Here is a 25,730-nt window from a genome sequence, read left to right on the forward strand (position 1 = left end):
TGTTTTCATCCCCCTTTTTTCATAGTATAATAATATTTATAAGACTATGACTTTGAGGGGGAGTTTATTTATGCAATTTGACACAAAAAAACTTTTAAACAAAACTACATCCATAATATTGACTCTTATTATTATTTGTTTTTTCGAGCCAACTATAGGTAGTATTCTATTTACTATTTATTGTACTTATAAAGTTTATGAATATAGATCTACTATCATTGCTTTCATTGCTAATACAAAATATCATGGTGGAAGAATTCAAAAAGCATTAAATTATTATAGATATGCTGCCACTATTAAAAACTCTAATCCAAAATACATAACCATATATGTGTATTTAGAATTAAAATGTGGAAGTTATGAGAAGGCTGAAGAAATTTTAAATAAGATATTAACCGAAAGAACATTTACTGGAGAAGATTTATTTTCAGTTCAAATGAATAAAGCTTTAATAGAATGGAAAAAAGGCGAGCTTGATAACTGCATAGAAATTTTAGAAAATATTTATAATCAAGACTTTAAAAATAGAACCTTATTAGAAACTCTTGGATATATGTTAATTATTAAAGGTGACTTACAAAAAGCATTAGAATTTAATACTGAAGCATTAAATTTTAGTGATGAAAATGTTATAATAAGTGCTAATTTAGGAGAAATATATTATAAGCTTGGAGAAAAAGAAAAGGCTGAAGAAATATTACTTCCATTAGCTGAACAAAATCTAACCTTTGCAGAACCATACTATTATTTAGCTTTAATTTTAAATGAAAAAGGCGAAAAAGAAAATGCTATAGATTTATTGAATACTGCACTAAATTTACCTGAATCAATTCTTACTAATCTTACAACGGATCAAATTAGTGAAACTCTAGAAAATATAGAAGCTTTAAATGCTTAAAATTGGGGACATGCTCAACTGCATGTCCTTTTATAATTTGATTAACTTTTATTTTTATCTTTAATTTTAAGAATTATAAATATACATTGGGCTGAAACCAAATGTAATTGTTTTCCCAAGAGAAAACCACTTTATATGAAGATTTACCTATAAGCTTTAAAATGATAAATTTAATATATGAATGGAGGCTTTAAAATGAAACTTTTAAGAGAATTATTAATTATTTTAGCTATTTATTTTGCAGGTGAAATTATTGCAAAAGGCTTAAACCTACCTGTACCTGGTAATATTATAGGAATGATTTTACTTTTAATTTTATTATGTACTAATATTGTTAAACTTAATATGATAGAAACTGTTTCTAAATTTTTCTTAGATCACTTAGCTTTTTTCTTTATACCAGCAGGTGTTGGACTTTTAACATCTATTGCGGTTATTAAAGATAGTTTTGGAAGATTACTTCTAGTATGTACATTAACTACAATAATTACTATAGGTGTTACAGCTTTAGTAGTAGATCTTATGACAAGAAAAAAAAGTTCAAATATTTTAAAAGATTCTAATGATAAAACTGAAAAAGAGTGTGCTTAAAACTCTTAATTAAATAAGGATGTGATTTTAATGAATTCTTTACTAGATAATGCCCTGTTTGGCATTACACTATCTCTGTTAGCCTTTGAAGTTGGCGCATTTATATATAGAAAAACTAAAATATCTTTTTTCAATCCCTTATTAATAGCTATAACATTAGTTATTTTAGTTCTAGTTATCTTTAACATAAACTTTGATACATATAATAAAGGTGGACAATTTATAACCATTTTCTTGGGACCTGCTACTGTAATTCTTGCAGTTCCTTTATACAAACAAATTTCATTACTAAAAAAACATGCATTTCCTATTTTAGTTGGTATATTTGTTGGAAGTACTGTTGGAATTATAAGTATTATATTACTTTCTCATGTATTTAATCTTCAAGAGGCTTTAGTTCGTTCACTAGCACCAAAATCAGTTACAACACCAATCGGTATGGAAATAGCCAAAAATATGCAAGGCATTGTACCTGTAACTGTAATATCAATAGTTGTATCAGGAATTATTGGTTCAATTGTAGGCCCTGGAGTTTGTAAAGTACTTAAAATAAAAAGTAAAATAGCTGTTGGTATTTCCCTTGGAACTGCCGCTCATGCTGTTGGAACTACAAGAGCTTTAGAGCTTGGAGAAACTGAAGGAGCTATGAGTAGTTTATCTATAGGAATAGCTGGTCTTATGACTGTATTCCTAGCACCTATAATATATAATTTAATAAACAAATTAATGTAAAAATAACCAGTATGGAAATATTTTCAAATATATCCATACTGGTTATTTTTTAACTCTACCTACAAATAGTTTACCATTTGTAATTTAATCACATTACTTTAAGATTAAGCAAATCAAAAAAATATTTTATTAATAAATTCATCCATTATATTAAAATTCTATATAGATTATGAATAAATATTCCTATTTCGTATATTGTAGGGGAAAGTTTATTAAATTTTGGTGACTTGGATCCTACATTTAATGAACTTCCCCCTATTTTTACGCTAAGAAATATCTACATTGTAGACTTTTCTTACTTCAAATAATCTTCTATTTAAATAACCAAGATTATTTTCTACCATTACTCGGTTTATATTATTTTTAGTATAATACTCTAACTTTTCCATAAAGTTATCTGGCTCTATTGCTTTTTCATAAACTAGCTTTAATCCTTTTTCCCACGATGCTGTTAATGTTGGATTTAAAAGAGATGGTACAGATACCTTTATAGCCTCATATATCATTTCTCCCTTTTCTGTAGGTGTTAATATCTGACTTTTAGAATTTGCACCTAGATACCCTATATTAATAAGCTTTTTAATTATTTCAGCTCTAGTTGCTGATGTTCCTATTCCCTGGCCTTTTATATGCTCTCTTAATTCATCATCTTCTATTAACTTTCCTGCATTTTCCATAGCTATTATTATAGAACCTGTTGTATATCTTTTAGGTGGTGTAGTTTCTCCTTCTTTAATTCTATACTCTCCTATTTGAAGTTTTTCACCTTTCCTAAGCTTACTTAAAAAAGCTGCTGCATCCTCTTCTGAATCTTTATCTTTAACGTCATTCTTAAGTATTTCTAAATAACCTTTTTCAACACAAACTTTCTTGCTTGTCATAAATCTCTCATCCATAACATTTGTTACTATAGCTACCTTACTATACTTAGCTGGTGGATAAAATATAGCTAAAAATCTAGTTACAACCAAATCATAAATAGCCCTCTCTAATTTACCTAAAGAATTCACTGAACTTTGACCTTCTCCAGTTGGTATTATAGCATAGTGATCTGTTATTTTTGAATCATCTACGTACTTGCTCTTTAGAATATTTTTTTGCCATGAATTTTTAAGAATTTCATTACTATAGTTTGTAACATTTTGATTAAAATTCATCTTTACTAGTTTACTTATATTTGAACCTATATTCTTAGCAACTGCAGTAGATAAAACTCTAGCATCAGTTCTTGGATAAGTTAAAAGCTTTTTCTCATATAACTTCTGAATAAAACCTAATGTTTCATCAGGGCTTATTTTAAACCTTTTTGTGCATTCATTTTGAAGCTCTGCTAAGTTAAATAAAAGTGGCGCATTTTTAGTTTCCTTTGTCTTTTTAACGGATTCAACTACTGCAAACTCAGCTGGTTTTATGTAGCTAATTAAGTTTCTTGCATCTTGTTCTTTATTAAAACCAGTATCATTATATAATAATGATGAATTATAATATCTAGTTCCTTCTATTGCCTTCCACTCACCTTCATAACTTTCATCTTCTGATTTTATAAATTCACCATTTATCTTATAAAAGTTCTTCTTTTGAAAACCTCTTATTTCCCTTTCCCTGTCTACTACCATACCTAATACACAACTCATAACTCTACCAACAGCTATGACAACCTTATCGTTATTCAAAAAATTAGATATTTGTCTTCCATAAGTTAAGGTTAAAAGTCTTGAAAAATTTATACCCACTAAATAATCTTCTTTTGCTCTTAAATAAGCTGAATGAGCTAGAGAATCATATTCACTTAAAGGCTTAGCCTCTTTTATTCCTCTTTTTATTTCCTCTTCTGTTTGTGAATCTATCCAAATTCTCTTTTTTGTCTTATTAGGTTCTCCAGCCTGTTTATCTACAAGCCTATATATATATTCTCCCTCTCTTCCAGAATCTGTACATACATAAATAGTATCTATATCATTTCTATTTAAAAGAGATTTAACAATCTCAAACTGCTTTTTCACCTGCGGAATTACATCATATAAATATTCTTTAGGTAAAAAAGGTAAATCCTTAAGATTCCAAAACTTAAGCTTTTCATCATAAGCTTCTGGATAACACATAGTTACCATATGCCCTACACACCAAGTAAATACTGCCTTATCCCCTTCTATATATCCATCTCTCTTTGTTCCCTTTACATTTAAAAGTTTAACAAAATCCATAGCAACAGATGGTTTTTCTGTAACAAATAAAGCCTTCCCCATAAGTTATTTCCTTTCTTAAATGGAATATAGCCTCTCATAGTAAGACACCTTGAGAGGCTATATTAAAATTATAATACAAATATGAAATTATTACTAGGCTTCATACTTATGAAAAATAATAGATAAAAGTGATTAGTATTTTCTATTCTGCTTTATACACCACTTCTCCATTTATTATTGTATATAATGTTTTTGTAGCTATATCAAAAGGACTTCCATCTAAAATAACTATATCTGCATCTTTTCCTTTTTCTATACTACCAACTTTATCATCTATGCCTACAATAGAAGCCGCATCTATTGTTACAGTTCTCAACGCCTCTAAAAAGCTTAATCCCTCTTTCATAGTTAGAGCAACACATAATGGTAATCTTTCTATATTAGTTACAGGATGATCTGTCATTATTGCAGTTTTTACTCCTGCTTTTATAAGTTCCACTGAAGTCTTAAAACTTCTATTTGTTAATTCTATCTTTGAATTAAAACTAAGAGTTGGACCAACTATTGCACCATATCCTGATTTTTTTATATGTGAAGTTATTAAATGACCTTCTGTTACATGATCCAGCGTAAGCCTTAAATCAAATTCTTTAGCTATTCTTATAGCTGTCAAAATATCATCTGCTCTATGAGCATGAGCTTTAAGTGGAATTTCTCTATTAAGAACAGGAATTAATGCCTCATATTTTAATTTTTCTTCAAAAAACTCCCCTTTTTCTTTTGCTATATTCTTTTTATTCAAATAATTCTTAGCTTCTATAATAGTCTCTCTAAGCATGGCTGCATTTGCCATTCTAGTCATAGGTGCTTTATTTTTCCCTTTATAAACTCTTTTAGGATTTTCTCCAAACGCAACCTTCATAGCAACTGGTGATTTTACTATCATATCATCTATACATATGCCATGAGTCTTTATAGCTGCAAAACTTCCACCAATAACATTTGCACTTCCTGGACCGCTAACTACTGTAGTTATTCCTGCTTTAACAGCTTTTTTAAATCCTCCATCTAATGGGTTTATCCCATCAATTGCTCTAATTTGAGGAGTTATAGGATCACTAACTTCATTAACATTACTACCTTCTTGCCCCATATTTTCTTCTATAAGGCCTAGGTGACAATGAGCATCTATCATTCCCGGTATAATAGTAGCTCCATTAGCATCTATTATGTACTCATCATCTACATTTATATTTTCTGAAACATCTACTATTTTTCCATCTTTTATTAGAATATCGCCCTTTTCAAAATTCATCTCTCCCATAGTAAATATCATACCATTTTTTATCAACATATATATTCCCCCCAATTTCATTTGATCTTATTATATATAAGTTCCAATTAACTTTCTACATTCAAATTATTCTAAACTATAGACTGCTATAAAAGTTATAGATGTAGATTATTTATTATAACCTGTATATATTAAAAAGTTATCATTGCATAAATTTTCACTTTATATATTTCAATTTAGTATTATTCACAATTTAAATATTTATTCTCTACAGAAATAAATAAAGGAGCCCCTCAAAATAGAGAGCCCCTTAAAACATATTTTTATTCAGATATTTCAACCTTATGAATGTCAGCAGTCCAATGTACAAATGATGATGGATTAAAGTTCTTAACCTTTGAGCTAATTGCCATAACATCTTTAGGATTTGCTAAGAATATATATGGAGCTTCCTCATTTAATAATTCCATCCACTCAGCATAAATCTTCTTTCTTTCTTCTACATTAGTAGTGTGTATACCTTTTTCTATAAGTTCATCTGATTTAGCTGGATGCCAACCTACAGCATTACTTCCACCAAGAACATCACCTGTTGTATGGAATACTTGAGTTGGATCTGGTTCTGGAGTAAGTCCCCATCCCATAGTGTACATTTCAAAATTTTGTTTATCAAATACATTCTCAGATAATGACGCAAATTCTACTTGTTCTGCAATCACTTGTACTCCAAGCTTTTCATAACATTCCTTTAGTATTGGAATTAAACTATCATTAAATGGTTGTGTATTAGAAGCTTTAAAATGGATTTCAAACTTTTTACCATCTTTTTCTCTTATTTTTGTATCTTTATTTAATTTCCAACCTGCCTCATCTAATAATTTATTAGCTTCATCAGCACTATACTTATATTCATTTACTTTTGATGGTTGAGCCCATGCAACTGGTGAAGTATGTGTATTTATAACTTGAGCATATCCCTTAAAGAAAGCATCTACAGCTCCTTGTCTATTTAATCCATAAGTCAAAGCTTGACGAACCTTTTTATCTTTAAACATATCATTTCTAAGATTCATACCTATATAAAGATATTTATTAGCAGGATAACTTAAAACATCTATAAAACCTGATGATTTTAGTAATTGAACACTTTCTGGTTTAGGAGATACTAAATCCACGTCCACGCTACCAGCTTGAAGCTCTTGTATGTTAGTTGCTAGATTTGTAACCTTCATTATTATATTAGGAATTTTTGGTGCTCCTCTAAAGTAACCATCATTTTTCTCAAAGCTTACATATTCACCCTTTTTAAACTCTTTAAATTTATATGGACCACAGCCTACTGGTTGTAAAAACTTATCTTTTAATTTTTGAATATTTCCTTTTTCAAAATTATATATATGCTTAGGAACAATTCCCAATGTGAAATCATTAGGCGCAGCTGCTCTTACTTCTGATAATGTAATTTCTACAGTTTTCTTATCTATCGCTTTTACACCCTCTAAAGTTTTAGCATCTCCTTGATTATATTCTTTAAATCCTTTTATTTTTTGAACTGCTGCATTAGATATTCCATCGTACTTAGGATCACTTAACGCTGTATAAGTAAATACTACATCATCAGATGTTACTTCAGTACCATCTGAAAACTTAGCATCATTTAATGTGAATGTATAAACTTTATCGTCTTTTACTGTATAATCCTTAGCTAAGAGCTTAGTTGGAAGCCCCTTCTCATCATTTCCTAATAATCCATCAAAAATTAACTCACTTACCCAACCATCATAAGTTGTATCTGCATATAATGGATTAAACTTTCCTGATGGATTAACAGTACCAACAACCAAAGTATCTTTTCTATTTTTAGCTACATCTGGAAGCTTTTTAGGATCTGCCGCAGCTTCTCTCTTTAATTGTTGTGCTGTTTTATCATCAGCTTTTTTCCCCGCATCATCAGCTTTTTTTCCACAAGCTGTTAACATAACAGAGCTTGCTAATAGTACACTCAGTACTGCAATTGACTTTCTTTTCATCTTATTATCTACTTTTATCAAAACCCTATACGATAAAAGTAGATTCACCCCCTTTTTATATTTTTATATTTTTATATTTTTATATTTATATATATTTATAACTGGTAAACCAGTATATAATTTAAACATATATCAAAATATCCCCTGCAACTTTTGTAATTTGTTACTTTTTCTTTAACTTTCTTAACAAACAATTAAGCTTATATATTTTATACCATATATCAAAAAGTAATACAAGCTCTTTTTTATATATTTTTTATATTTTTTATATTTTTTTACCTTATATCCAACTTTCCCCCCACTTACTTAACAGATTCACATTTCATTAAGGGTCCAAATTATAAAATTCAAAATTCCAGCATAAATAATCCATAATAGATATGGAATTAATAATATTCCCGCTATACGGTTAATTTTAAAAAATTTAATAGTCATAATAAGTACTATTATTATAAGTATGCAAAGTTCTATAAAAGCTATCCCGTATAAATTAAATTTAAAAAATATAATAGCCCATAAAAAATTTAAAATAAGCTGTACTAAATATAATTTCAAAGCACCATCTATATTTTTACCTAATGCTTTTTCTTTATATATTATGTAAGCAGCTACTGCCATTAATATATACAATATAGCCCAAACTATAGGAAAAATTATAGGTGGCGGAAAAAACCAGGGCTTATTTAAGGTTTCATATATAAATATAGAATCTCTTATAAAATAGCCTATTAAACTTCCTCCTCCAAGTGTTAATAAAAGGCTTAGAAATAATACCTTTAAATTTGCATTCTTCATAAAACATATCACCTCCATCTAAATTTATGTTCTTTTAACCCTTATTATGCTATAATAATGTAATTAAAACACATTATTTAAAGAGGTGAATACTATGAATATTCTAATTGCTGAAGATGAAAAGGATATACGAAACCTTATAGAACTTCATTTAAGTAAAGAAGATTTTAAAGTTTTTGAAGCTGAAGACGGTCTAGAAGCCATATCCATATTTGGAAGTGAACACATAGATCTAGCTATTTTAGATGTAATGATGCCTAATTTAGATGGCATAGGTGTGATAAAACATATTCGTGAAAAAAGTGAAATACCAGTTATATTTTTAACTGCAAAATCTGAGGATCATGATAAAATTTTAGGATTAGGTCTTGGAGCTGATGATTATATGGTTAAACCATTTAGTCCTATAGAACTCTTAGCCAGAGTAAATGCTCAACTTAGAAGATATTATAAATATAGTTCAGGTAAAACTAAAAGTGAAATAACTTTAGGTGAATTAAAAATAGATAAAGATAGTTGTGCAGTTTTTAAAAACTCTGAGCCTTTAGAATTAAATGCTAAAGAATTTAAAATATTAGAATTACTCATGGATAATCCGGGAAAAGTATATACCAAGAAGCAACTCTATGAGTTAGTTTGGTGCGATACATATTACGGAGATGATAACACAATAATGGTTCATATAAGCCATATAAGAGATAAGATAGAAACTAATCCCAAAGCTCCAAAATATTTAAAAACTATCCGAGGTATTGGATATAAAATGGAGAGGATGTAATTGAAAAGTTTTAAACAAAAGGTTAGAAAAAGAAAAACTTTAGCTACCACCTTACTTAGAAATTATATTTTATCCTTTATTCTTATGTTATTTATACTTGTATTCTCTTCAATTATAGCTGTACTAATAGCTGTTGTTTATTTTGATATACTACCAAATAATAATATTTACGCAAGTGATCTTATGAAAGATAATTATAAAGATATAGATACAACTGACATTGAAAAATTAAAAGGTTTTGTATTAATTCTTGATAAAGATTCTAATATTATTTATAAAAAAGGAAATTTTAATATTCCAATAGATAAACTAACTCCAAAGGATTACACATCATTAATGTATAATAATGAAGCACTTGTATTTCTAGATAAAGAAAATGAGGTTCATTCTGCTCTTAATTATTATGACTTTGATGTGAGTTATAATAGAAATAAGGATTTTCTTCTAGTCGTTGCTATACCTAAAAATGCTGTTGCATACAAACCTACTAAAATATCTGTAAAACAATTCTTAGCTTTAGCTGTAGCTATTTGTATTTGTTTATACTCAATTATTTTTGTTCTTTATGCAAAAGTAACTTCAAGATATTTTATAAAACCACTTAGCCTTTTAACTGAGGGTGCAAAAAAACTTGCTTTAGGTAATTATGAAACTAGAATAAAAATACGTGCAAATAATGAATTTGGTGAACTTAGTGATGCTTTTAATATAATGGCTAAAAAAATTGAAGAAGAAAAAAAACTTAAAGAAAAATCTGAAGAAGCTCGGAAGCGTTTAATTTTAGATATATCTCATGATTTGAAAAATCCGCTTGCTTCAATTATGGGTTATTCTAATTACTTATGTAAAAATGATGATATAGATACGGAGGAACTTTCTAAGTATTTAAATATAATTGAGCGTAACAGTATTAGAGCGAATTCTTTAATTCAAGATTTATTCGAATTTTCAAAACTTGATAGTGTAGATTTTGAACTAAAAAAAGAAAAAGTAGATATATGTGAATTTTTGAGAGAGCTTATAGGTGCATATATACCTTTACTTGAAGAAAAAGATTTTGATTATGACTTTAATATTCCAGAAGAAAATATATTTATAAATATAGATACAAAACATATAGATAGAGCTTTAAGTAATCTACTTTTAAATAGTTTAAAATATAATCCTCCTAAAACCAAAGTCTTTATAGGCATTAGCATTTTAGAAGATAACACTATTGAACTTGTACTAAAAGATAATGGTATAGGGATTTCCAAAGAAAAAATTGAGACTATCTTTGATCCATTTGTAAGAGAAGATGAATCTAGGAATTCTAATAGTGGTGGTACAGGTCTTGGACTTGCTATAACTAAAACTATAATACTTAAACATAATGGAAATATTCTTTTACAATCTGAAAAAAATAAAGGATGTACTTTTTTAATTACTCTTCCTATAAATTAAAACTTTTTTAAGTTCCATCAATTAAATTGAAAATCTAATTGATGGAACTTATTCATATAAAGGATATTAAATAGGCGTTTATATTATAAATATTTATAATATATGTAAAATGGTATGCTGAAATAATCAACATACCATTTTACATATATATATCAGAAAATTCTATATCTACTTTTTCTATTAAATTATTTATTTGTGCATTTGCTAATTCTAAATCATAATCATCTGAAATAAATTCTCTTTTAAACTCTATTATAAAACCTACCCCATTCTCTTCATTTGAAGAAAGCTTTATAGTACCATCTTGTAATTCTATAAGTGCTTTTGTTATATAAAGTCCTAATCCACTTCCTTCTTGCTGCCTACTTAAAGACTTATTTGTTTTTGTAAATTTATCAAAAATGTAAGGTTTTTCTTCATCGCTTATTTTATAGCCATCATTTTCAACTATTATAGTTACAAAATCCTGATTTGTCTTTATATTTATCCATATATGTCCACCACATCTTCCATATTTAACACAGTTAGATAGTAGGTTAAGTATACATCTTTCTATATATTCTCTATTACACTTTACAAAAACCTCTTCTTCATCAGAATCAAAAATAAGAGTTATTCCAGTTTTGTTTATATATTTAAAAGATTCCTGAGCAACATTTTCAACTACCATAACTATATTATAAACTTTAACCTCAAAATTCATAAAACCTTCAGATATCTTATTTGCATCTATAAAGTTATTTATTGTTCGTATAAGTCTTAAACAATTTTGTCTTATTACAATATTATTTTTATCAATTTGCTCTAAGCTCCCTTTTTCTATATATATATTATTTAACTGAAGAGCTGAAAAAATCACATTTATCGGTGTTCTAAGCTCATGAGATATATTCGAAAAGAAATCCCTCTTTAATTCTTCCTCCTCAAGATATTTTTCAAAGTGACTTCTAAGACTTTTCATGTTCTCTACATATGTGACATCTCTCATAAAAAGTAAACTAAAATGAGTATCAAAAGATATGTTATATAATTCTATTTTCTTATATTCTGAATCTTGATTTTTAAAGTTTATGTAGCTAAATACTTTTTCTTCTTTTAGCATTATATGCTTTGAAAAATCTGCACTATACTTGTCTAAATACTTAAAAAATTCTCTTTTAGTTTTATTTTTAAGCTTTATTGGATCGACTTCTCCACATAGTTCCAGTGCTGCATTATTAACATAATTTATCTTATCATCATTGAATATTACTATTGAATCTTTTACAGAATTTATAAGTTTCGAATACTTATTTTTACTTTTTTCAGCCATAGAGTTAAGCTCTAGAAGCATTCTCATCCTTTCATTTAATCTCCTATTATAATATTCATGCTCTTTTTCTCTTAATATCAATTCTTTATATATATCTTCATAACATCTATTTACAGCGAACTCTGAAATTGCTTCATATAAAGTATAATAAGCTAAATACTTAAAGATATGAACTGCAAATATTATTTCTAATTTATTAAAAATTATTGTAGAAAAATATAAAAATGCTAATCCTTCATATATACCTATAAATATAAGATATAACATTATATATATACTTTGACATTCTAATATAATCTTTTTATTTTTGATGAATAAAATTATATTGCACACAAGCATACATGTTGCAATAATCATATTTGGATATATGAATACATCAAATTTTATCCCCTTAAATATAGTATCCTGAAATATAAGAACCCCAAATAAAATTGAAAAAAAAGTAGCCCCCAATACTCCATAAAGTATAATTATTGATTCATATTTTATTTTTCTTAAGTTAGATAAAAAAGCTATAAATATTATAGTATTTTCTAAATAATAAGTCATAAGCCAAGAAACTACAGTAAAATTTAATTCCATAAGTTTATAATTTTGCATATCAAAATTTAATATATGAATAATTCCTGTAATTGATGTTAATGCAAAGCCAAGACCTATATGCGTAAAAAAGCTATTTTTATTATAGTTATATTTATTAATTGAAATAATAGCTAACGCAGCACCTACAGTCACACATAAAATTTCTACAAACTGATGAAATATTGTATAATTTTTATTTTGTGAATATATAAGTATTATTAGTAATAATGCTGGTATAAATATCCTTATAATATATAAATCTTTATTAATTTTTTTTGTATCATTAATTTCTAAATCCTTATTCATCTGTTATAGACCTCTCAAATTCTAAACATACTATCGTACCCTCATTTATTTTAGATTTTATAAATATATTTCCACCTTGAAGCTCTACTAAACTTTTTACAACATAAAGACCTATACCAGTTCCACGACTTAAATTATTCAAACTACTTTCCATAGAATATCTTTCAAATGCTTGATTTATAAATTCTTCTTCCATTCCACAACCATCATCTATTATAGATATATTTACTTTATCATAATAAATTTTTATTATGATCTGTATATTTCCATTTTCAGTATATTTTATAGAATTAGATAATAAATTTAAGATTATTCTCTCCATAAACTCTTTGTCACAATCTACATATATTTCTTCATCACAAGTATCAAATGTAAAATTTATGTTGTAACTTTTTATATAATCTACAAGGCTTGTACTAAAATCTTCTATAAGCTCTACTATATTATATTTTTCTATTTGTGGTTTTAAATAATCATAAGATATTTTCGATACATCTATTAAGTTGTTTGCAAGTCTAATTAATGTTGTACAGTTTTCTTTATTTATGAAATTATATTTTTTTATAGTTTTGAAGTTCCCATTTTCTATCAATAACTTTTGTAATTGAACTGAACTATAAATTACGTTTATTGGCGTTTTTAAATCATGAGTTATATTTGATAAAAAATCATTTCTCATTCTCTCTTCTAACAATTTTTTTTCAACTTTATTTTTCATTATCTCAAGTTTTTTCATTTCAGAAATATCTTTAAAAACTAATATATATTCATCCTCATCTTCATTTGCTGTAAATATTTGAATTTCAAGATTTAAATATATATTATTTATACAAGCTACTCCTTCATAACTCCCATTATATCCCTTTTTTAAAATATCTCCTATTTTATTTTTATCTTCTATATTTACAACATCAAAAATATTTTTATTTATAACTTGTTTTAAACCTTTTAACTTTAAAAGATTTACAAATCTTTTATTAGAATAAATTATTCTACTATTATGATTACTAACTATAATCATAGGCAATGGTATATTATCAAATAAGCTTCTAAACATGTTTTCTCTATCTTTTATATATTTTTGAAAATTCTCAAGTTGATTATTTTTTTCTAATATCTTCTCATTTATATAATTTAATTGATTATTTCTTAAATATAAATCTTTAAATAATATTTTATACGGTTTATTTAATAATTTTTCTACCATACTAAAATAAAATATTCCATATGCAAATAATTTAAATATATTTGCTATAAACATACCTAAATCTCTATATTCGGTGTTATTTAGAAAATTAAATACTAAATTTGAAGTTATTAGAAATATTAGATATATTGATAAATAGTTTATTTCATCTTTTTTTAAAATTGGGTATCTTAATATATAAAAAATAGCCCATATTGTAAGAACTATAATTATAAAATAAACTGCTATAACTCTATACTTGTCATTTATATTTAAATTATAAATCCCTAGAAATATTGTAAACACTACCATATTTATAAATATATACCTTCTTTTAACTATAGTATCTATTTCAGTCATTTCTATATGCCTAAAAGAAAATATAATATACAATAATTCTAAAACTATAGGATAACTAAAATAAACACTACTTTTTAACTCTTTTGAATAAAATAAATTATTTATACTATCTAATGGTATCATATGTATAATATTAAATAATCCAATTAAAAAGAAGGCAATTCCAGAAAGTGAGAAAAAAACATTTTTTACAAATTTAGCTGTAGATATACTTAAAAGCATAATACTAAAACATGCTATTGAAAACAATATATGTACTAAATATTCTGACATATTAGAATTGATTAAAAATATATTGATTAAAAATATAAGAAAGAAAAAATATATAATTATAAATTTTTTTATATTATTAATTGAAGTATATAATATACTTGAAATTTTATTCTCCATAGTCTTCCTCCCTACTTATACTAGTTTACCTCATTTTGCTAATTTTAAAAATAGATTTTTTTATTTATTATTATTTTTTTTAATTTTGTATACACTAATAAAGTAAAATGAATTTATATAATATACAAAGGAGAAGATGTTATGCTTAAAGAATTTAAAGAGTTCGCAATTAAAGGTAATGTGATTGACCTTGCCGTTGGTGTTGTTATTGGAGGTGCTTTTTCTAAAATAGTAAGTTCTCTTGTAAATGATATAATTATGCCTTTCATAGGACTACTTACAGGTGGTGTTAATTTTACTTATTTAAAAATAGTACTTAGAGAAAAACATGGTGACGTACCAGCATTAACTTTCAACTATGGTCAATTCATTCAAAACATAATTGATTTCTTAATAATAGCTTTTTCCATTTTTATGTTTGTTAAAGTTATTAATAAATTTAAAAAAGATCAAGTTACTAAAGAAGAAGCCAAGCAAAATACCCAAGAACAACTACTTACTGAAATTAGAGATCTTCTAAAACAAAATGTTATCAAATAACAAGATTATTTTATATATCAAAAAAGATGTTCAAATGAAATAAATCTCTTTTGAACATCTTTTTAAAATTATCTAATTTCTGCAACTATCTCTTTTTTAGATATTTTTTCACCTGTTTTTATAGTCAATTTTTGACTTTCTTCCAGATTTGTAAATACAATAGGAGTTATTATAGATGGCACCTTATCTTTTATAGTTTGAAATTCTACCTTAAGTAATTTATCTCCTGCCTTAACTTTATCTCCCTGATTTATAAATGTAGTAAAACCTTCCCCATTCAAAGATACTGTATCCATTCCAACATGAATTAATAATTCCAATCCATCATCTGTTGTTATACCTATTGCATGTTTAGTTGGAAATAATATTGATATAACACCATCAACAGGTGAATATACAAAGTTATCCTTAGGTTCTATTGCAAATCCATCTCCCATCATCTTTTCTGCAAATACTTTGTCTGGAACCTCTTCTAGAGGAATTACTTTGCCTATTATAGGACATTGAATTACTCTAATTTTAACAGACTTTTTATTTTCTTCTATATTTACTTCTAAATGTTCTCTATTTTTAGTAGTTTCTATAACTTTACCTGAAATGACATCTTTTATTTGGGTTTTTAAAGTATCTGACTTAGGTCCAAATATTGCTTGAATATTATTTCCTACTTCCATAACTCCCGCAGCACCAAGTTTTTTTAGTTCTGCTTTGTCAACCTTTGAATTATCTTTTACTATAACTCTAAGTCTTGTAATACAAGCATCTAAATTTTCTAAGTTTTCTTTACCTCCAAGTGCCTCTAAAACTTTGACTGGAAGCTCTCCTCCTTCAACCTTTACTTCTCCATCCTCTTCTTCCTCTTCTCTTCCTGGAGTCTTTAAATTCATCTTTCTTATCATAAATCTAAATCCAAAGTAATAAATTACTGAAAATATTAAACCTACAACTATAACTAAATACCATGGAGTTCTATTTGGTAATATACCAAATATAAAGTAGTCTATAAGTCCACCTGAGAAAGTCATACCTATTTTTACATTTAAAATTTGCATTATCATAAATGAAAGCCCTGCAAATAAGCAATGAATTCCAAATAAAACTGGTGCAACAAATAGAAATGAGAATTCTATTGGTTCTGTTATACCAGTTAAAAATGAAGTTAACGCTGCTGAAAACATTATACCTGCTACGACTTTTTTCTTTTCTGGTTTCGCTTCATGATATATTGCAGCCGCTGCAGCTGGAAGTCCAAACATCATAAAAGGAAATTTACCAGTCATAAAAGTACCAGCTGTAAATGGTACTCCATCTTTAAGTTGCGCAAAGAATATTTGTTGATCCCCTTGTACTAGTTGACCAGCCTTATTTATATATTCTCCAAATTGATACCAAAATGGATTATAAAATATATGATGTAGCCCAAAAGGAATTAATGCTCTTTCTATAACTCCAAATATGAAAGCAGCTGCTGTCCTATTGGTATCTATCATACCCTTTGATAATGAAAATAAACCTGATTGTATAGGTGGCCAAACAAATGTCATAATTGCACCTACTAGAATAGCTGTTGCAGCAGTTACTATAGGCACAAATCTCTTCCCTGCAAAGAACCCTAAATACGGAGGAAGCTCTATATCATGATATTTTTTATAAAGTGATGATGCTATAATACCTATTATAATGCCGCCAAAAACCCCAGTTTGAAGTGTAGGTATTCCCATAACATTTGCATACATAGGATGATCTCTATTTATAAGATCAGGAGTAATTCCTGCTATTGCTCCCATTGTCTTATTTAATACTAAAAAACCCACTATTGCAGCAAGTCCTGCCGACCCTTCCCCATCACTTAATCCTACAGCTACACCAACTGCAAATAATAAAGCAAGATTTCCAAAAATGACATCTCCAGATTGTTCCATAACTTTAGTTATAACTCTTATCCAAGACACATCTATAGAAGGAAATGCAGGTAGCAACTGATTATTTATAGCATTTCCCACACCTAATAATATACCAGCTGCGGGTAGTAATGCGACAGGTAACATAAGTGCCTTACCTACTTTTTGTAGAACACCAAATATCTTTTTTCCCATATATATTCTCCTTTCTTTTAAAAAAAGTTCCTCCTATTTTCTTCTTATTGTTTATTTATTTTTTAATATATAAAATCACAAAAAAGTAAGATTTTAAATAGGAAAGAATATTTTCACTCTTTATAATTCCCAAAAATTAAAACCTTACTCGTCAAAACTAATATTATTTTTTAAACCATATTTTATGATTATCATATATGAATTCTCTAATTAATTTTATATAACTTTATTTAACCATAATTGTATATCTTCTATTACTTCGTCCTTTGAAACTTCATTTAACATTTCATGTCTACCTTCTTTATATAACTTATAATTTACATCTTTAATATTTAACAACTTATATATATTATAGAGATTAATTATTCCTTTCCCACAATTCCCAACTGGGTCTTTATCTCCTGCAAAAATATAAATTGGAATATCCTTAGGTATTTTATTTAAATTTTCTTTTTTATGAATATCTTTTAGTCCATTTAATAAATCATAATAAAAACTAGATGTACATATAAAACCACAAAGTGGATCTTCTATATATTTATCTACTTCTAATTTATCACTACATAACCAATCAAATGCTGTCCTGTTTGGCTTAAAATTATTATTAAAATTTCCAAATGATAATTTATCTAAAAGTTTACTTTTATGTTTTCTTCCATATAATTTAATTTCAATTCCCGCCAAAGCTGCACCTATTCTTGCTCCTGATATCGGTTTTCCATTAGTTCCTGATAAAATAAGTCCATCTATTAATTCTGCATGTTCCTCTAAATATCTTTGAGATATAAACGATCCCATGCTGTGTCCAAACAAAATTATCTTCTTATCTACATTGGCGTTCTTTATAAATTTTGTAATATCATATAGATTTTGTACTAAAACATTAAAGCCATCATTATCAGCTATGTATCCAAGTTCATTTTTGTTCTCTGCAGTATACCCATGTCCTCTATGATCATGAGCATAAACTATATACCCTTTTTTTACAAGCATTTCTGCAAAATAATCATACCTTATTGCAGTTTCACTCATACCATGAGATATCTGGATAATAGCTTTAGCTTCTTTATCGCTGTACCATTTATAAACATTTATTTTTTTTCCATATCTGTCTTCTACATAAAAATTTTCTCTCATTTTTTCTCCCCCTTGTACACATAATAATGCCTTTGTAAACCTTGCCATAATTTAATTTTATACTATATTACATACTTTTTAAAGTATTTTTGAATATATTGCAATCAGCTCCATTTTTAGTTTTATTTTACTTGATATTTTAAATAAGATTCTATCTTATATTTCCAATAGGTATACTTTTTAAAATCTTGCTCACAAACGTAGTTTAAAAATACCTCTAAACATTCTTTTTTATATAGTCCTTTCATTAAATGCCTTGGATATTTAACTACCTTTTTATAATTATTTTTAGGATCTATTATCTTTATACTTCCATCCAATTGAACAAATATGTCTTTGCATCTTAAATCCTGTCTAGTAAACTTAAGCTTTTTAAAATCCTCTACCATTTCATAAAGTTCCTTACAAAGTTTCTCACTAAGTTCATTTTTTTTCAAATATTTATCAAGCCTAATGCCTTCTACATATTCTCTAACTATATAATTCTCACCTAGATAATATATCTTAGGAAAAAATCTAGATCTTTTAGTCTTAAGAAGTATACTACTTTCATCTTTCCAAACTTTTTTATTTCTAAAAAATTTAATTATCATATTATCAGGTAATAAGAATACAACTCCATTATGCCCTTCGCCTAAATACTCACCCTGTTTGAATAAAATTTCTATTTTCTCTGGCAAATTCACACAATAATCAAAATTTTTACTCATTCAATATCCCTCAAAAATTACTTTATTAATTATATATATTTACAAAAATAAAAAAATAGACTTGAAGCATTTAGTTTTCAAGTCTATTTCAATAGTTTTATAATTTTAAGTTTTAAATTTTTATTCTAAATTTTCATCATAAAGTTTTTTGTATATATTATAATAAGAATTAACTTTTTTTACGTATTTATCTGTTTCTTTGAAAGGTATATTATTTAAGGTTTTACCATCCATTGAGTGTTCATCCTTAGCTAACCATTTTTTCACATTACCTCTTCCAGCATTATAAGCCGCAATAGCTAAATCTATATCTTTGAATTCCTCTTTCAAATCCTTTAAATACCATGTACCAAATTTTATGTTGGTTTCTGGATTTTTTAGCATATTTTCATCAAAATCGTAAATGCCCATTTGCTCTGCTACCCACTCACCAGTTTTAGGTGTCATTTGCATAAGTCCTATTGCATTACTTTTTGACTTTGCCTTGCAATCAAAATTACTTTCAGCTTTTATAACTGCAAGCGTAAGCCTTGGATCTATAGAATTTTCTCTACTATAACTTATAACATAACTTTTGTGCTCAGCTTTAAAAATATAAGTTTTAATAATAAATTTGCCCGCTAAAAAAGCAATTAAAATAACTAAACAGAAAATCATTATCCTTTTTAATATACCCATTATTTATTTATCTCCTATTTTTCATACAATCTTAAAAGTTCAACTAAGTCATCTATTTGTTCCTTAGTCTTTATAAGATTCTTTCCATTATCAATTATGAAATTTGCATAATCTTTTTTTCTGTCTAGACTCATCTGTGCATTTATTCTATTTATTATCTCATTTTGAGATAACTTATCTCTAGATTTTATTCTTTGTATTTGAGTACTTTGATCCACCCAAACTAAAATAACCATATCCATTTCTTCATGTAAATTGTTTTCTATTAATGTTGGTGCATCTAATATTACTATATGCTCACCCTTTTTCTCTAATTGTTCAAATTTTTCATTTATTTCTTTTATTATAAATGGCATTATAATACTTTCATATTTTTTTCTTTCTTTTGGAAATCTAAAAACGTGATTTCCAAACTCTCTTCTTCTAAATTCTCCCCGCCAATCAAAAAAATTATCTCCAAATTGTATTCTTACTTTTTCTAATATTTCTGAATACTTATTTAAAACTTCTCTTGAAACAGTATCTGCATCTATAATAGTATACTTATACTCTTCAAGCATACTAGCTACAGTACTTTTCCCAGAACCAATTCCTCCTGTAAGTCCTATTTTAAGCATATTTTCACCTCTTATTTAGCTTCATACCAAGTTTTTCCTATACTAATAGAAACTTCTAATGGTACCTCTAGTTCTAAAACTTTTTCCATTTCTTCTTTTACTAAAGCTCTCACTACATCCAACTCATCTTTTAATACATTTAATATAAGTTCATCGTGTACTTGCAGTATTATTCTACTTCTAAGATTAGAGTTTTCTAGCTTATTATAAACATTAACCATAGCAAGCTTTATAATATCGGCTGCGCTTCCTTGAATAGGTGCATTCATAGCAAGCCTTTCTCCTAAAGCTTTTACTATTTTATTTGAAGATTTTATCTCTGGAATAAATCTTCTTCTATTTAAAATAGTTATTACAGCTCCCGTTTCAATTGCCTCATTTTTAGTCCCTTCAAGATATTCCCTAATCTTTGGATATCTTTCAAAATAAATATCCATATACTCCTTTGCTTCTTTTTTACTTATCTTTAAATCTTGAGCTAATGAAAAATCACTTATACCATACACTATACCAAAATTAACTGCTTTAGCCCTACTTCTCATAATAGGTGTAACATTATCTAATGCGACTTTAAACACCTCTGACGCTGTTTTAGTATGAATATCAGAGTGTTCTTTAAAAGCAGCAATCATGTTTTGATCTTTTGCCATATGCGCAAGTACTCTAAGTTCTATTTGAGAATAATCTGCCGAAAGTAATATTGAATCTTCATTACTTGGTATAAACACTTTTCTTATTTCCCTTCCCATTTCATACTTAATAGGAATGTTCTGAAGATTAGGTTCAGTTGAACTTAACCTTCCTGTAGTAGTTACAGTTTGATTAAAGCTTGAATGTATAGATTTATCTTTATCTATAACGTGCTTAAGTCCCTCTACATAAGTTGAATATAATTTAGATAATTGTCTAAAATATGTTATCTTATCTATTATAGGATGCTTATCTGCTAATTTTTCTAAAACCTCTGCATTAGTTGAATATCCTGTTTTAGTCTTTTTAATGACTGGAAGATCCAATTTTTCAAAAAGGATTTTTCCAAGTTGCTTTGGAGAATTTATGTTAAACTTTTCTTCTGCCATATCAAATATTTCTTTTTCTGTAGTAGCTATCTCTTCACTAAATTTCATTCCTAAGCTATCTAACATTTCTTCATTAACCCTGAATCCTAAAGCTTCCATAGATGCTAAAGCTTCTGTTAGTTTTAATTCTACATCATACATAAGATAATTCATATTAGCAGACTCTATTTTTTCCTTTAATACTTTAGTTAACTTAGGTAAATAGAAATTTAGTTTTACTAAATCTTCTAAGGTGATATCATTAACACTTTCCCCTAAATATCCTTCAATTAAATCTTTTAAGTGATAATTACTCCTTGAAGAATCTAAAAGATACCCAGCTAAAGCTGTATCAAAGTTTAATCCCTTAAGAGTTATACCTACTCTTCTTAATGCTTTAATAGCATCCTTGATATCATGACCATTTTTTAAAATAGTTTCATTCTCTAAAAATCCTTTAAGTAATTCTTTCGCAGAATTTTCTTTAATTAGCTCATTAAACTTAATTACATAATTATTTTCATCATTACTTAAAAATATGTTTTCTATCTCTATAGTAGAATATTTTTCCTTATTTTTTAAGGTGAATGTTAAATAAATGTCTTTTACTAAACTTTTTATTAGACTTTCAAGTGAATTTAAATCTGAAACCTCGTTAAATTCTATTTTCTTTATAGATTGTATATCTACATCTTCATTTAACTTTAATTTGTCTATAAGTGTTTTCATTTGAAGCTTTATAAGCATAGCTTTAAGTTCTATCTTATTGTAATTTTGAGTAGATTTAATATCCTCAAAATCAAACTCTATAGGTACGTTAGTCATAATAGTTGCAAGTTTTTTAGAAAATATAGCCTGTTCGCTGTATGTTATAAGATTTTCCTTCAACTTTTTCCCACTAATTTCTTCTACATTTTTTAAAACTTCTTCTACACTTCCATAAGTTTGAATTAATTTATAAGCTGTTTTTTCTCCTATACCAGGTACACCTTTTATATTATCAGATTTATCTCCCATAAGACCTTTTACATCTATAAATTGTGTTGGGGTTACACCTAGTTCATCTATCATACGTTTCTCATTATAAATTTCAACTTCAGTAACACCTTTTTTAGTTATAACAACTTTTATATTTTCAGAGGCAAGCTGAAGAGCGTCCCTATCTCCTGTTATTATATAAACTTCTACAGATTTCTTTTCTGCATATTTTGCAAGTGTTCCTATAATATCATCAGCTTCAAAGCCATCTAATTCATATATATTAATATCCAAAAGTTCTAACATTTTTTTTATTATATCAAATTGAGGTATAAGCTCTTCTGGCATTTTTTTTCTTCCTGCTTTATAATCATCATACTCTTCATGCCTAAATGTTTTAGCCTTTTTATCAAAAGTACATACTATATAATCTGGCTTAAGCTCCTCTTTCATTTTTAAGACCATATTTGAAAATCCATATATTGCATTTGTATATATACCATCACTATTACTTAAGAGTGGCACCGCATAAAAAGCTCTATACATTAAACTATTACCATCTAAAATCATTAATTTTTCCATAACATTACCTCCTAAACGTCATTAATATCATTCCCATAAATGTAAAAAACTATTAATAAAATACAAACTACCTTTTATAATAGCAAAAAATACTAATATAAAAACTATGTAAAGTAAAATACTATCAAGTTATAACATTAAAATATACTTAAGTCTAGTTCATCAGACAATTCTTTTAATATATGTGTTCCTGCTATACTATTTCCTTTTTTATCCAAAGAAGGTCCATATACACCTATTCCCATTCTTTTAGGAACCGCTGCCATTATACCTCCTCCAACACCACTTTTGGCTGGTATTCCTATATGAACCGCAAATTTTCCTGAAGCATCATACATCCCACAAGTAACCATTATAGTTTTTACTATTCTACTAACTTCTCTTGATATAACTCTTTCCCCACTCCAAGGAAGTATCCCATCATTTGCAAGCATTGATGCAAATTTTGCTATGTCTATACAATTAACCTCAATAGAACATTGTTTAAAATAAAGATCTAAAATATCCTCAACGTCACCATCTATTGTATTATTACTTTTTAAGTAATAAGCTAAATATCTATTTCTATCTCCTGTTAATTTTTCTGACTTATATACTGATTTATTTATATCTATATCATTGTTTCCTGTCACTTTTCTCGTAAAATTAAGTATTTTTTCAAACTTCTCTTCTTCACTTACACCATAAATAAGAGCTGTGGTAGCTATTGCCCCTGCATTTATCATAGGATTATATGGCTTAACTTTTTGTTTAATTTCAAGATTTACTATGCTATTAAAACTATCACCTGTTGGTTCCATTCCAACCTTCTCAAAAACTCTTTCTTTACCATTATCTTGTATTGCAAGTATCAAAGATACAACTTTTGATATACTTTGCATTGTAAACTTTTTAGAACAATCACCTGCACTGTGTACTTTCCCATCTAATGTTATAACTGCAACCCCTAAATCATTTTTATCTGCATTTAAAAGTTCAGGTATATAACTAGCTAAATTGCCTTTTTTAGTTATCTCTCTATTGTTCTCAACTAATGTTTCTAATAATCTTTTCATCCTAATCCTTCCTTTTCATAACTATACTCTATTAAAATATTTTAATACAAATATTATAAATATTAAACCTTTTATGGTATAATTTAATTATATTATACAAAATTTAAAGGAGTTAAAGAAAATGAAGAAAAAATTTTTATTTTGCATTTCCATTTTTTTGATTTTTATAAATTTTCTAGGATGTGTCAAAAAAGAACAAAACATGACTTCAACTAGTAAGTACATAGAAACAAAAGCTGATACTTTGAACTCAGAAATAATAACACTTGACAATATTCTTCCTAATAAAGTTGGTACAAAACTTATTTATAAAGGTGGTTTTGAAAATTCTGGTGAAATTTCAATTGTAGAATTTATTGAAGGAAATAAAACCCAAATAAGAACCACTAATTCTGGTATAGCTGTTGTAAAAATTTATGAAAAGAGAACTGATGGCATATATATTATTTATTCCAATGAAGTATCAGAAGAAAAAAAGAATTATATAAATGAAAAGCCTAATAAAGAAGAGGTTTTTGTAAAAGGTCCTATTTTACAAAAAACTTCTTGGACTGATTCTAATGGTAATACTTATTTTATAACTGATTTAAATTCACAAGTTAAAACAGATGCTGGTATATTCAATACTATAGTAATAGCTAGTGAAAAAAACGGTAACATATCAAGAAAATTCATTGCGCCTAATGTTGGTGTTGTTAGAAATTCATTCAAAACAAATAATGTAGAATTTTTAACTGAAATCAAAGAAATTTCCAAGTAACAAAATTATTAAATACCTCATACCATATAACAATCAGATTAAATGGTATGAGGTATTTTTATGATAACTAATGATGTTTTTATCAATAAATTAACAAACCTTTCGCTTAAAAAATTTGATAAATTATATCCCTTTCTAGGTGAAGGCATAGCTAGACGTGTTTATGCCCTTAATAACAATCTGATTGTTAAAGTAGCTAAAAATAACGATGGTTATTTTCAAAACTTTGTTGAAGAATACGTCTATGCTAACGCTGATACTAGAATACTAAAATATCTTTGTCCTATATATTATTCAAATTCTAGAATAATAATTATGCCGAGGGCTATAACCTACGATAAATATTCATTAGGTGATAAGGTTAATTTAAAATTCTTAAGACCTGAGCTCTCTGCAAAATCTGATATAGATTATATGATAAAAAAGTTTTTCCTTTTTGAAGAGGATATATATTCTCCGAGTTCTTGGGGAAAAATTTTTAATTATAATGTTTTAATTGACTTTGGATGTACAAGCGATTCTGGTGACAATTTCTACGATTTTGTATATACTCTTTATTTTCTAAGAAACAAAAATACCAATAATTCTAATATTTTCTTTAAATAATAATTGACTTATACTATAATGAAATCAAGT

The 25,730-nt window shown here is 27.0% G+C and carries 21 protein-coding genes; 8 read left to right on the top strand and 13 right to left on the bottom strand.

The features are described 5' to 3' along the window. The first annotated feature begins 70 nt into the window (after positions 1-70). From BUB01_RS14635 to BUB01_RS14645, 3 genes are all read left to right on the top strand, one after another. Positions 71-898: a tetratricopeptide repeat protein gene (locus BUB01_RS14635; RefSeq protein ID WP_072989407.1), complete on the top strand. Its 828-nt coding sequence runs from the start codon at positions 71-73 to the stop codon at positions 896-898. A 195-nt stretch (positions 899-1,093) separates the two neighbouring features. Continuing rightward, the gene (locus BUB01_RS14640) at positions 1,094-1,489 is read left to right on the top strand and encodes a CidA/LrgA family protein (RefSeq protein WP_072989411.1); all 396 of its coding nucleotides are present in this window, start codon (positions 1,094-1,096) and stop codon (positions 1,487-1,489) included. Between the two features lie 30 nt (positions 1,490-1,519). After that, positions 1,520-2,221 carry an LrgB family protein gene (locus BUB01_RS14645; protein ID WP_072989414.1) on the top strand — a complete coding sequence of 234 codons (702 nt, stop codon included), beginning with the start codon at positions 1,520-1,522 and terminating at the stop codon, positions 2,219-2,221. 266 nt (positions 2,222-2,487) lie between these two features. On the opposite strand, the gene BUB01_RS14650 is transcribed toward BUB01_RS14645, so the two are convergent. The 4 genes from BUB01_RS14650 to BUB01_RS14665 all read right to left on the bottom strand — a co-directional run bounded on the left by BUB01_RS14650 (position 2,488) and on the right by BUB01_RS14665 (position 8,526). Next, a complete protein-coding gene (locus BUB01_RS14650; protein ID WP_072989417.1) occupies positions 2,488-4,467 on the bottom strand; it encodes a DNA topoisomerase in 1,980 nt (659 codons plus the stop codon). 142 nt (positions 4,468-4,609) lie between these two features. After that, positions 4,610-5,761 carry an amidohydrolase gene (locus tag BUB01_RS14655; protein WP_072989420.1) on the bottom strand — a complete coding sequence of 384 codons (1,152 nt, stop codon included), beginning with the start codon at positions 5,759-5,761 and terminating at the stop codon, positions 4,610-4,612. Between the two features lie 263 nt (positions 5,762-6,024). Next, complete coding sequence (locus BUB01_RS14660; protein ID WP_072989578.1) at positions 6,025-7,731, bottom strand: ABC transporter substrate-binding protein; 1,707 nt, start codon at positions 7,729-7,731, stop codon at positions 6,025-6,027. A gap of 315 nt (positions 7,732-8,046) precedes the next feature. Next, positions 8,047-8,526: a TspO/MBR family protein gene (locus BUB01_RS14665; RefSeq protein WP_242958412.1), complete on the bottom strand. Its 480-nt coding sequence runs from the start codon at positions 8,524-8,526 to the stop codon at positions 8,047-8,049. Between the two features lie 94 nt (positions 8,527-8,620). Between BUB01_RS14665 and BUB01_RS14670 the strand changes: the two genes are divergently transcribed. Then, the gene (locus BUB01_RS14670; RefSeq protein WP_072989426.1) at positions 8,621-9,304 is read left to right on the top strand and encodes a response regulator transcription factor; all 684 of its coding nucleotides are present in this window, start codon (positions 8,621-8,623) and stop codon (positions 9,302-9,304) included. After that, a complete protein-coding gene (locus BUB01_RS14675) occupies positions 9,305-10,747 on the top strand; it encodes a HAMP domain-containing sensor histidine kinase (protein WP_072989429.1) in 1,443 nt (480 codons plus the stop codon). A 139-nt stretch (positions 10,748-10,886) separates the two neighbouring features. Here BUB01_RS14675 and BUB01_RS14680 read toward each other — a convergent pair whose 3' ends face one another. Both BUB01_RS14680 and BUB01_RS22760 read right to left on the bottom strand, forming a co-directional pair. Then, positions 10,887-12,947 (bottom strand): sensor histidine kinase, encoded by a 2,061-nt coding sequence (locus BUB01_RS14680; RefSeq protein ID WP_072989432.1) that lies wholly within the window; start codon positions 12,945-12,947, stop codon positions 10,887-10,889. Next, entirely contained in the window at positions 12,940-14,883 is a 1,944-nt protein-coding gene (locus BUB01_RS22760; protein WP_084108839.1) for an ATP-binding protein, read from the bottom strand. The genes BUB01_RS14680 and BUB01_RS22760 overlap by 8 nt, the downstream gene beginning before the upstream one ends. Positions 14,884-15,024: 141 nt before the next feature. Here BUB01_RS22760 and mscL point away from each other — a divergent pair, with 141 nt between their 5' ends. Next, positions 15,025-15,423, top strand: coding sequence for a large-conductance mechanosensitive channel protein MscL (gene mscL / locus BUB01_RS14690; protein ID WP_072989435.1), 399 nt, complete (start codon positions 15,025-15,027; stop codon positions 15,421-15,423). 68 nt (positions 15,424-15,491) lie between these two features. Here mscL and ptsG read toward each other — a convergent pair whose 3' ends face one another. The 7 genes from ptsG to glsA form a co-directional block, all read right to left on the bottom strand. Then, a complete protein-coding gene (gene ptsG, locus BUB01_RS14695; RefSeq protein ID WP_072989438.1) occupies positions 15,492-17,519 on the bottom strand; it encodes a glucose-specific PTS transporter subunit IIBC in 2,028 nt (675 codons plus the stop codon). A 216-nt stretch (positions 17,520-17,735) separates the two neighbouring features. Continuing rightward, complete coding sequence (locus BUB01_RS14700) at positions 17,736-18,656, bottom strand: alpha/beta hydrolase (protein ID WP_072989441.1); 921 nt, start codon at positions 18,654-18,656, stop codon at positions 17,736-17,738. 122 nt (positions 18,657-18,778) lie between these two features. Then, positions 18,779-19,366 (bottom strand): protein kinase family protein, encoded by a 588-nt coding sequence (locus BUB01_RS14705; protein WP_072989443.1) that lies wholly within the window; start codon positions 19,364-19,366, stop codon positions 18,779-18,781. A gap of 120 nt (positions 19,367-19,486) precedes the next feature. Beyond that, on the bottom strand, positions 19,487-20,044 hold the full coding sequence (locus BUB01_RS14710) for a lytic transglycosylase domain-containing protein (protein ID WP_072989446.1): 558 nt from the start codon (positions 20,042-20,044) through the stop codon (positions 19,487-19,489). Positions 20,045-20,058: 14 nt separating this feature from the next. Continuing rightward, entirely contained in the window at positions 20,059-20,661 is a 603-nt protein-coding gene (gene coaE / locus BUB01_RS14715; RefSeq protein ID WP_072989448.1) for a dephospho-CoA kinase, read from the bottom strand. A gap of 11 nt (positions 20,662-20,672) precedes the next feature. Beyond that, positions 20,673-23,279 (bottom strand): DNA polymerase I, encoded by a 2,607-nt coding sequence (gene polA / locus BUB01_RS14720; protein WP_072989451.1) that lies wholly within the window; start codon positions 23,277-23,279, stop codon positions 20,673-20,675. Between the two features lie 137 nt (positions 23,280-23,416). Further along, entirely contained in the window at positions 23,417-24,334 is a 918-nt protein-coding gene (glsA, locus tag BUB01_RS14725) for a glutaminase A (protein ID WP_072989454.1), read from the bottom strand. 121 nt (positions 24,335-24,455) lie between these two features. On the opposite strand from glsA, the gene BUB01_RS14730 reads away from it, so the two are divergent. Next, positions 24,456-25,094, top strand: a complete 639-nt coding sequence (locus BUB01_RS14730) for a hypothetical protein (RefSeq protein WP_072989457.1) — start codon at positions 24,456-24,458, stop codon at positions 25,092-25,094. 60 nt (positions 25,095-25,154) lie between these two features. After that, positions 25,155-25,700 carry a hypothetical protein gene (locus tag BUB01_RS14735; RefSeq protein ID WP_072989460.1) on the top strand — a complete coding sequence of 182 codons (546 nt, stop codon included), beginning with the start codon at positions 25,155-25,157 and terminating at the stop codon, positions 25,698-25,700. Positions 25,701-25,730 lie beyond the last annotated feature (30 nt).

This window comes from Clostridium cavendishii DSM 21758, from assembly GCF_900141845.1.
GTDB lineage: Bacteria > Bacillota > Clostridia > Clostridiales > Clostridiaceae > Clostridium_AG > Clostridium_AG cavendishii.

Bases quoted from the DNA above. Each gene is read 5' to 3' on its own strand.
- mscL (WP_072989435.1), top strand. From the start codon at position 15,025: ATGCTTAAAGAATTTAAAGAGTTCGCAATTAAAGGTAATGTGATTGAC.
- coaE (WP_072989448.1), bottom strand. From the start codon at position 20,661: ATGCTTAAAATAGGACTTACAGGAGGAATTGGTTCTGGGAAAAGTACT.
- BUB01_RS14710 (WP_072989446.1), bottom strand. From the start codon at position 20,044: ATGGGTATATTAAAAAGGATAATGATTTTCTGTTTAGTTATTTTAATT.
- BUB01_RS14660 (WP_072989578.1), bottom strand. From the start codon at position 7,731: ATGAAAAGAAAGTCAATTGCAGTACTGAGTGTACTATTAGCAAGCTCT.
- BUB01_RS14640 (WP_072989411.1), top strand. From the start codon at position 1,094: ATGAAACTTTTAAGAGAATTATTAATTATTTTAGCTATTTATTTTGCA.
- BUB01_RS14735 (WP_072989460.1), top strand. From the start codon at position 25,155: ATGATAACTAATGATGTTTTTATCAATAAATTAACAAACCTTTCGCTT.
- glsA (WP_072989454.1), bottom strand. From the start codon at position 24,334: ATGAAAAGATTATTAGAAACATTAGTTGAGAACAATAGAGAGATAACT.
- BUB01_RS14650 (WP_072989417.1), bottom strand. From the start codon at position 4,467: ATGGGGAAGGCTTTATTTGTTACAGAAAAACCATCTGTTGCTATGGAT.
- BUB01_RS14730 (WP_072989457.1), top strand. From the start codon at position 24,456: ATGAAGAAAAAATTTTTATTTTGCATTTCCATTTTTTTGATTTTTATA.
- BUB01_RS14655 (WP_072989420.1), bottom strand. From the start codon at position 5,761: ATGTTGATAAAAAATGGTATGATATTTACTATGGGAGAGATGAATTTT.
- BUB01_RS14665 (WP_242958412.1), bottom strand. From the start codon at position 8,526: ATGAAGAATGCAAATTTAAAGGTATTATTTCTAAGCCTTTTATTAACA.
- ptsG (WP_072989438.1), bottom strand. From the start codon at position 17,519: ATGGGAAAAAAGATATTTGGTGTTCTACAAAAAGTAGGTAAGGCACTT.
- BUB01_RS14645 (WP_072989414.1), top strand. From the start codon at position 1,520: ATGAATTCTTTACTAGATAATGCCCTGTTTGGCATTACACTATCTCTG.
- BUB01_RS14680 (WP_072989432.1), bottom strand. From the start codon at position 12,947: ATGAATAAGGATTTAGAAATTAATGATACAAAAAAAATTAATAAAGAT.
- BUB01_RS14635 (WP_072989407.1), top strand. From the start codon at position 71: ATGCAATTTGACACAAAAAAACTTTTAAACAAAACTACATCCATAATA.
- polA (WP_072989451.1), bottom strand. From the start codon at position 23,279: ATGGAAAAATTAATGATTTTAGATGGTAATAGTTTAATGTATAGAGCT.
- BUB01_RS14705 (WP_072989443.1), bottom strand. From the start codon at position 19,366: ATGAGTAAAAATTTTGATTATTGTGTGAATTTGCCAGAGAAAATAGAA.
- BUB01_RS14700 (WP_072989441.1), bottom strand. From the start codon at position 18,656: ATGAGAGAAAATTTTTATGTAGAAGACAGATATGGAAAAAAAATAAAT.
- BUB01_RS22760 (WP_084108839.1), bottom strand. From the start codon at position 14,883: ATGGAGAATAAAATTTCAAGTATATTATATACTTCAATTAATAATATA.
- BUB01_RS14670 (WP_072989426.1), top strand. From the start codon at position 8,621: ATGAATATTCTAATTGCTGAAGATGAAAAGGATATACGAAACCTTATA.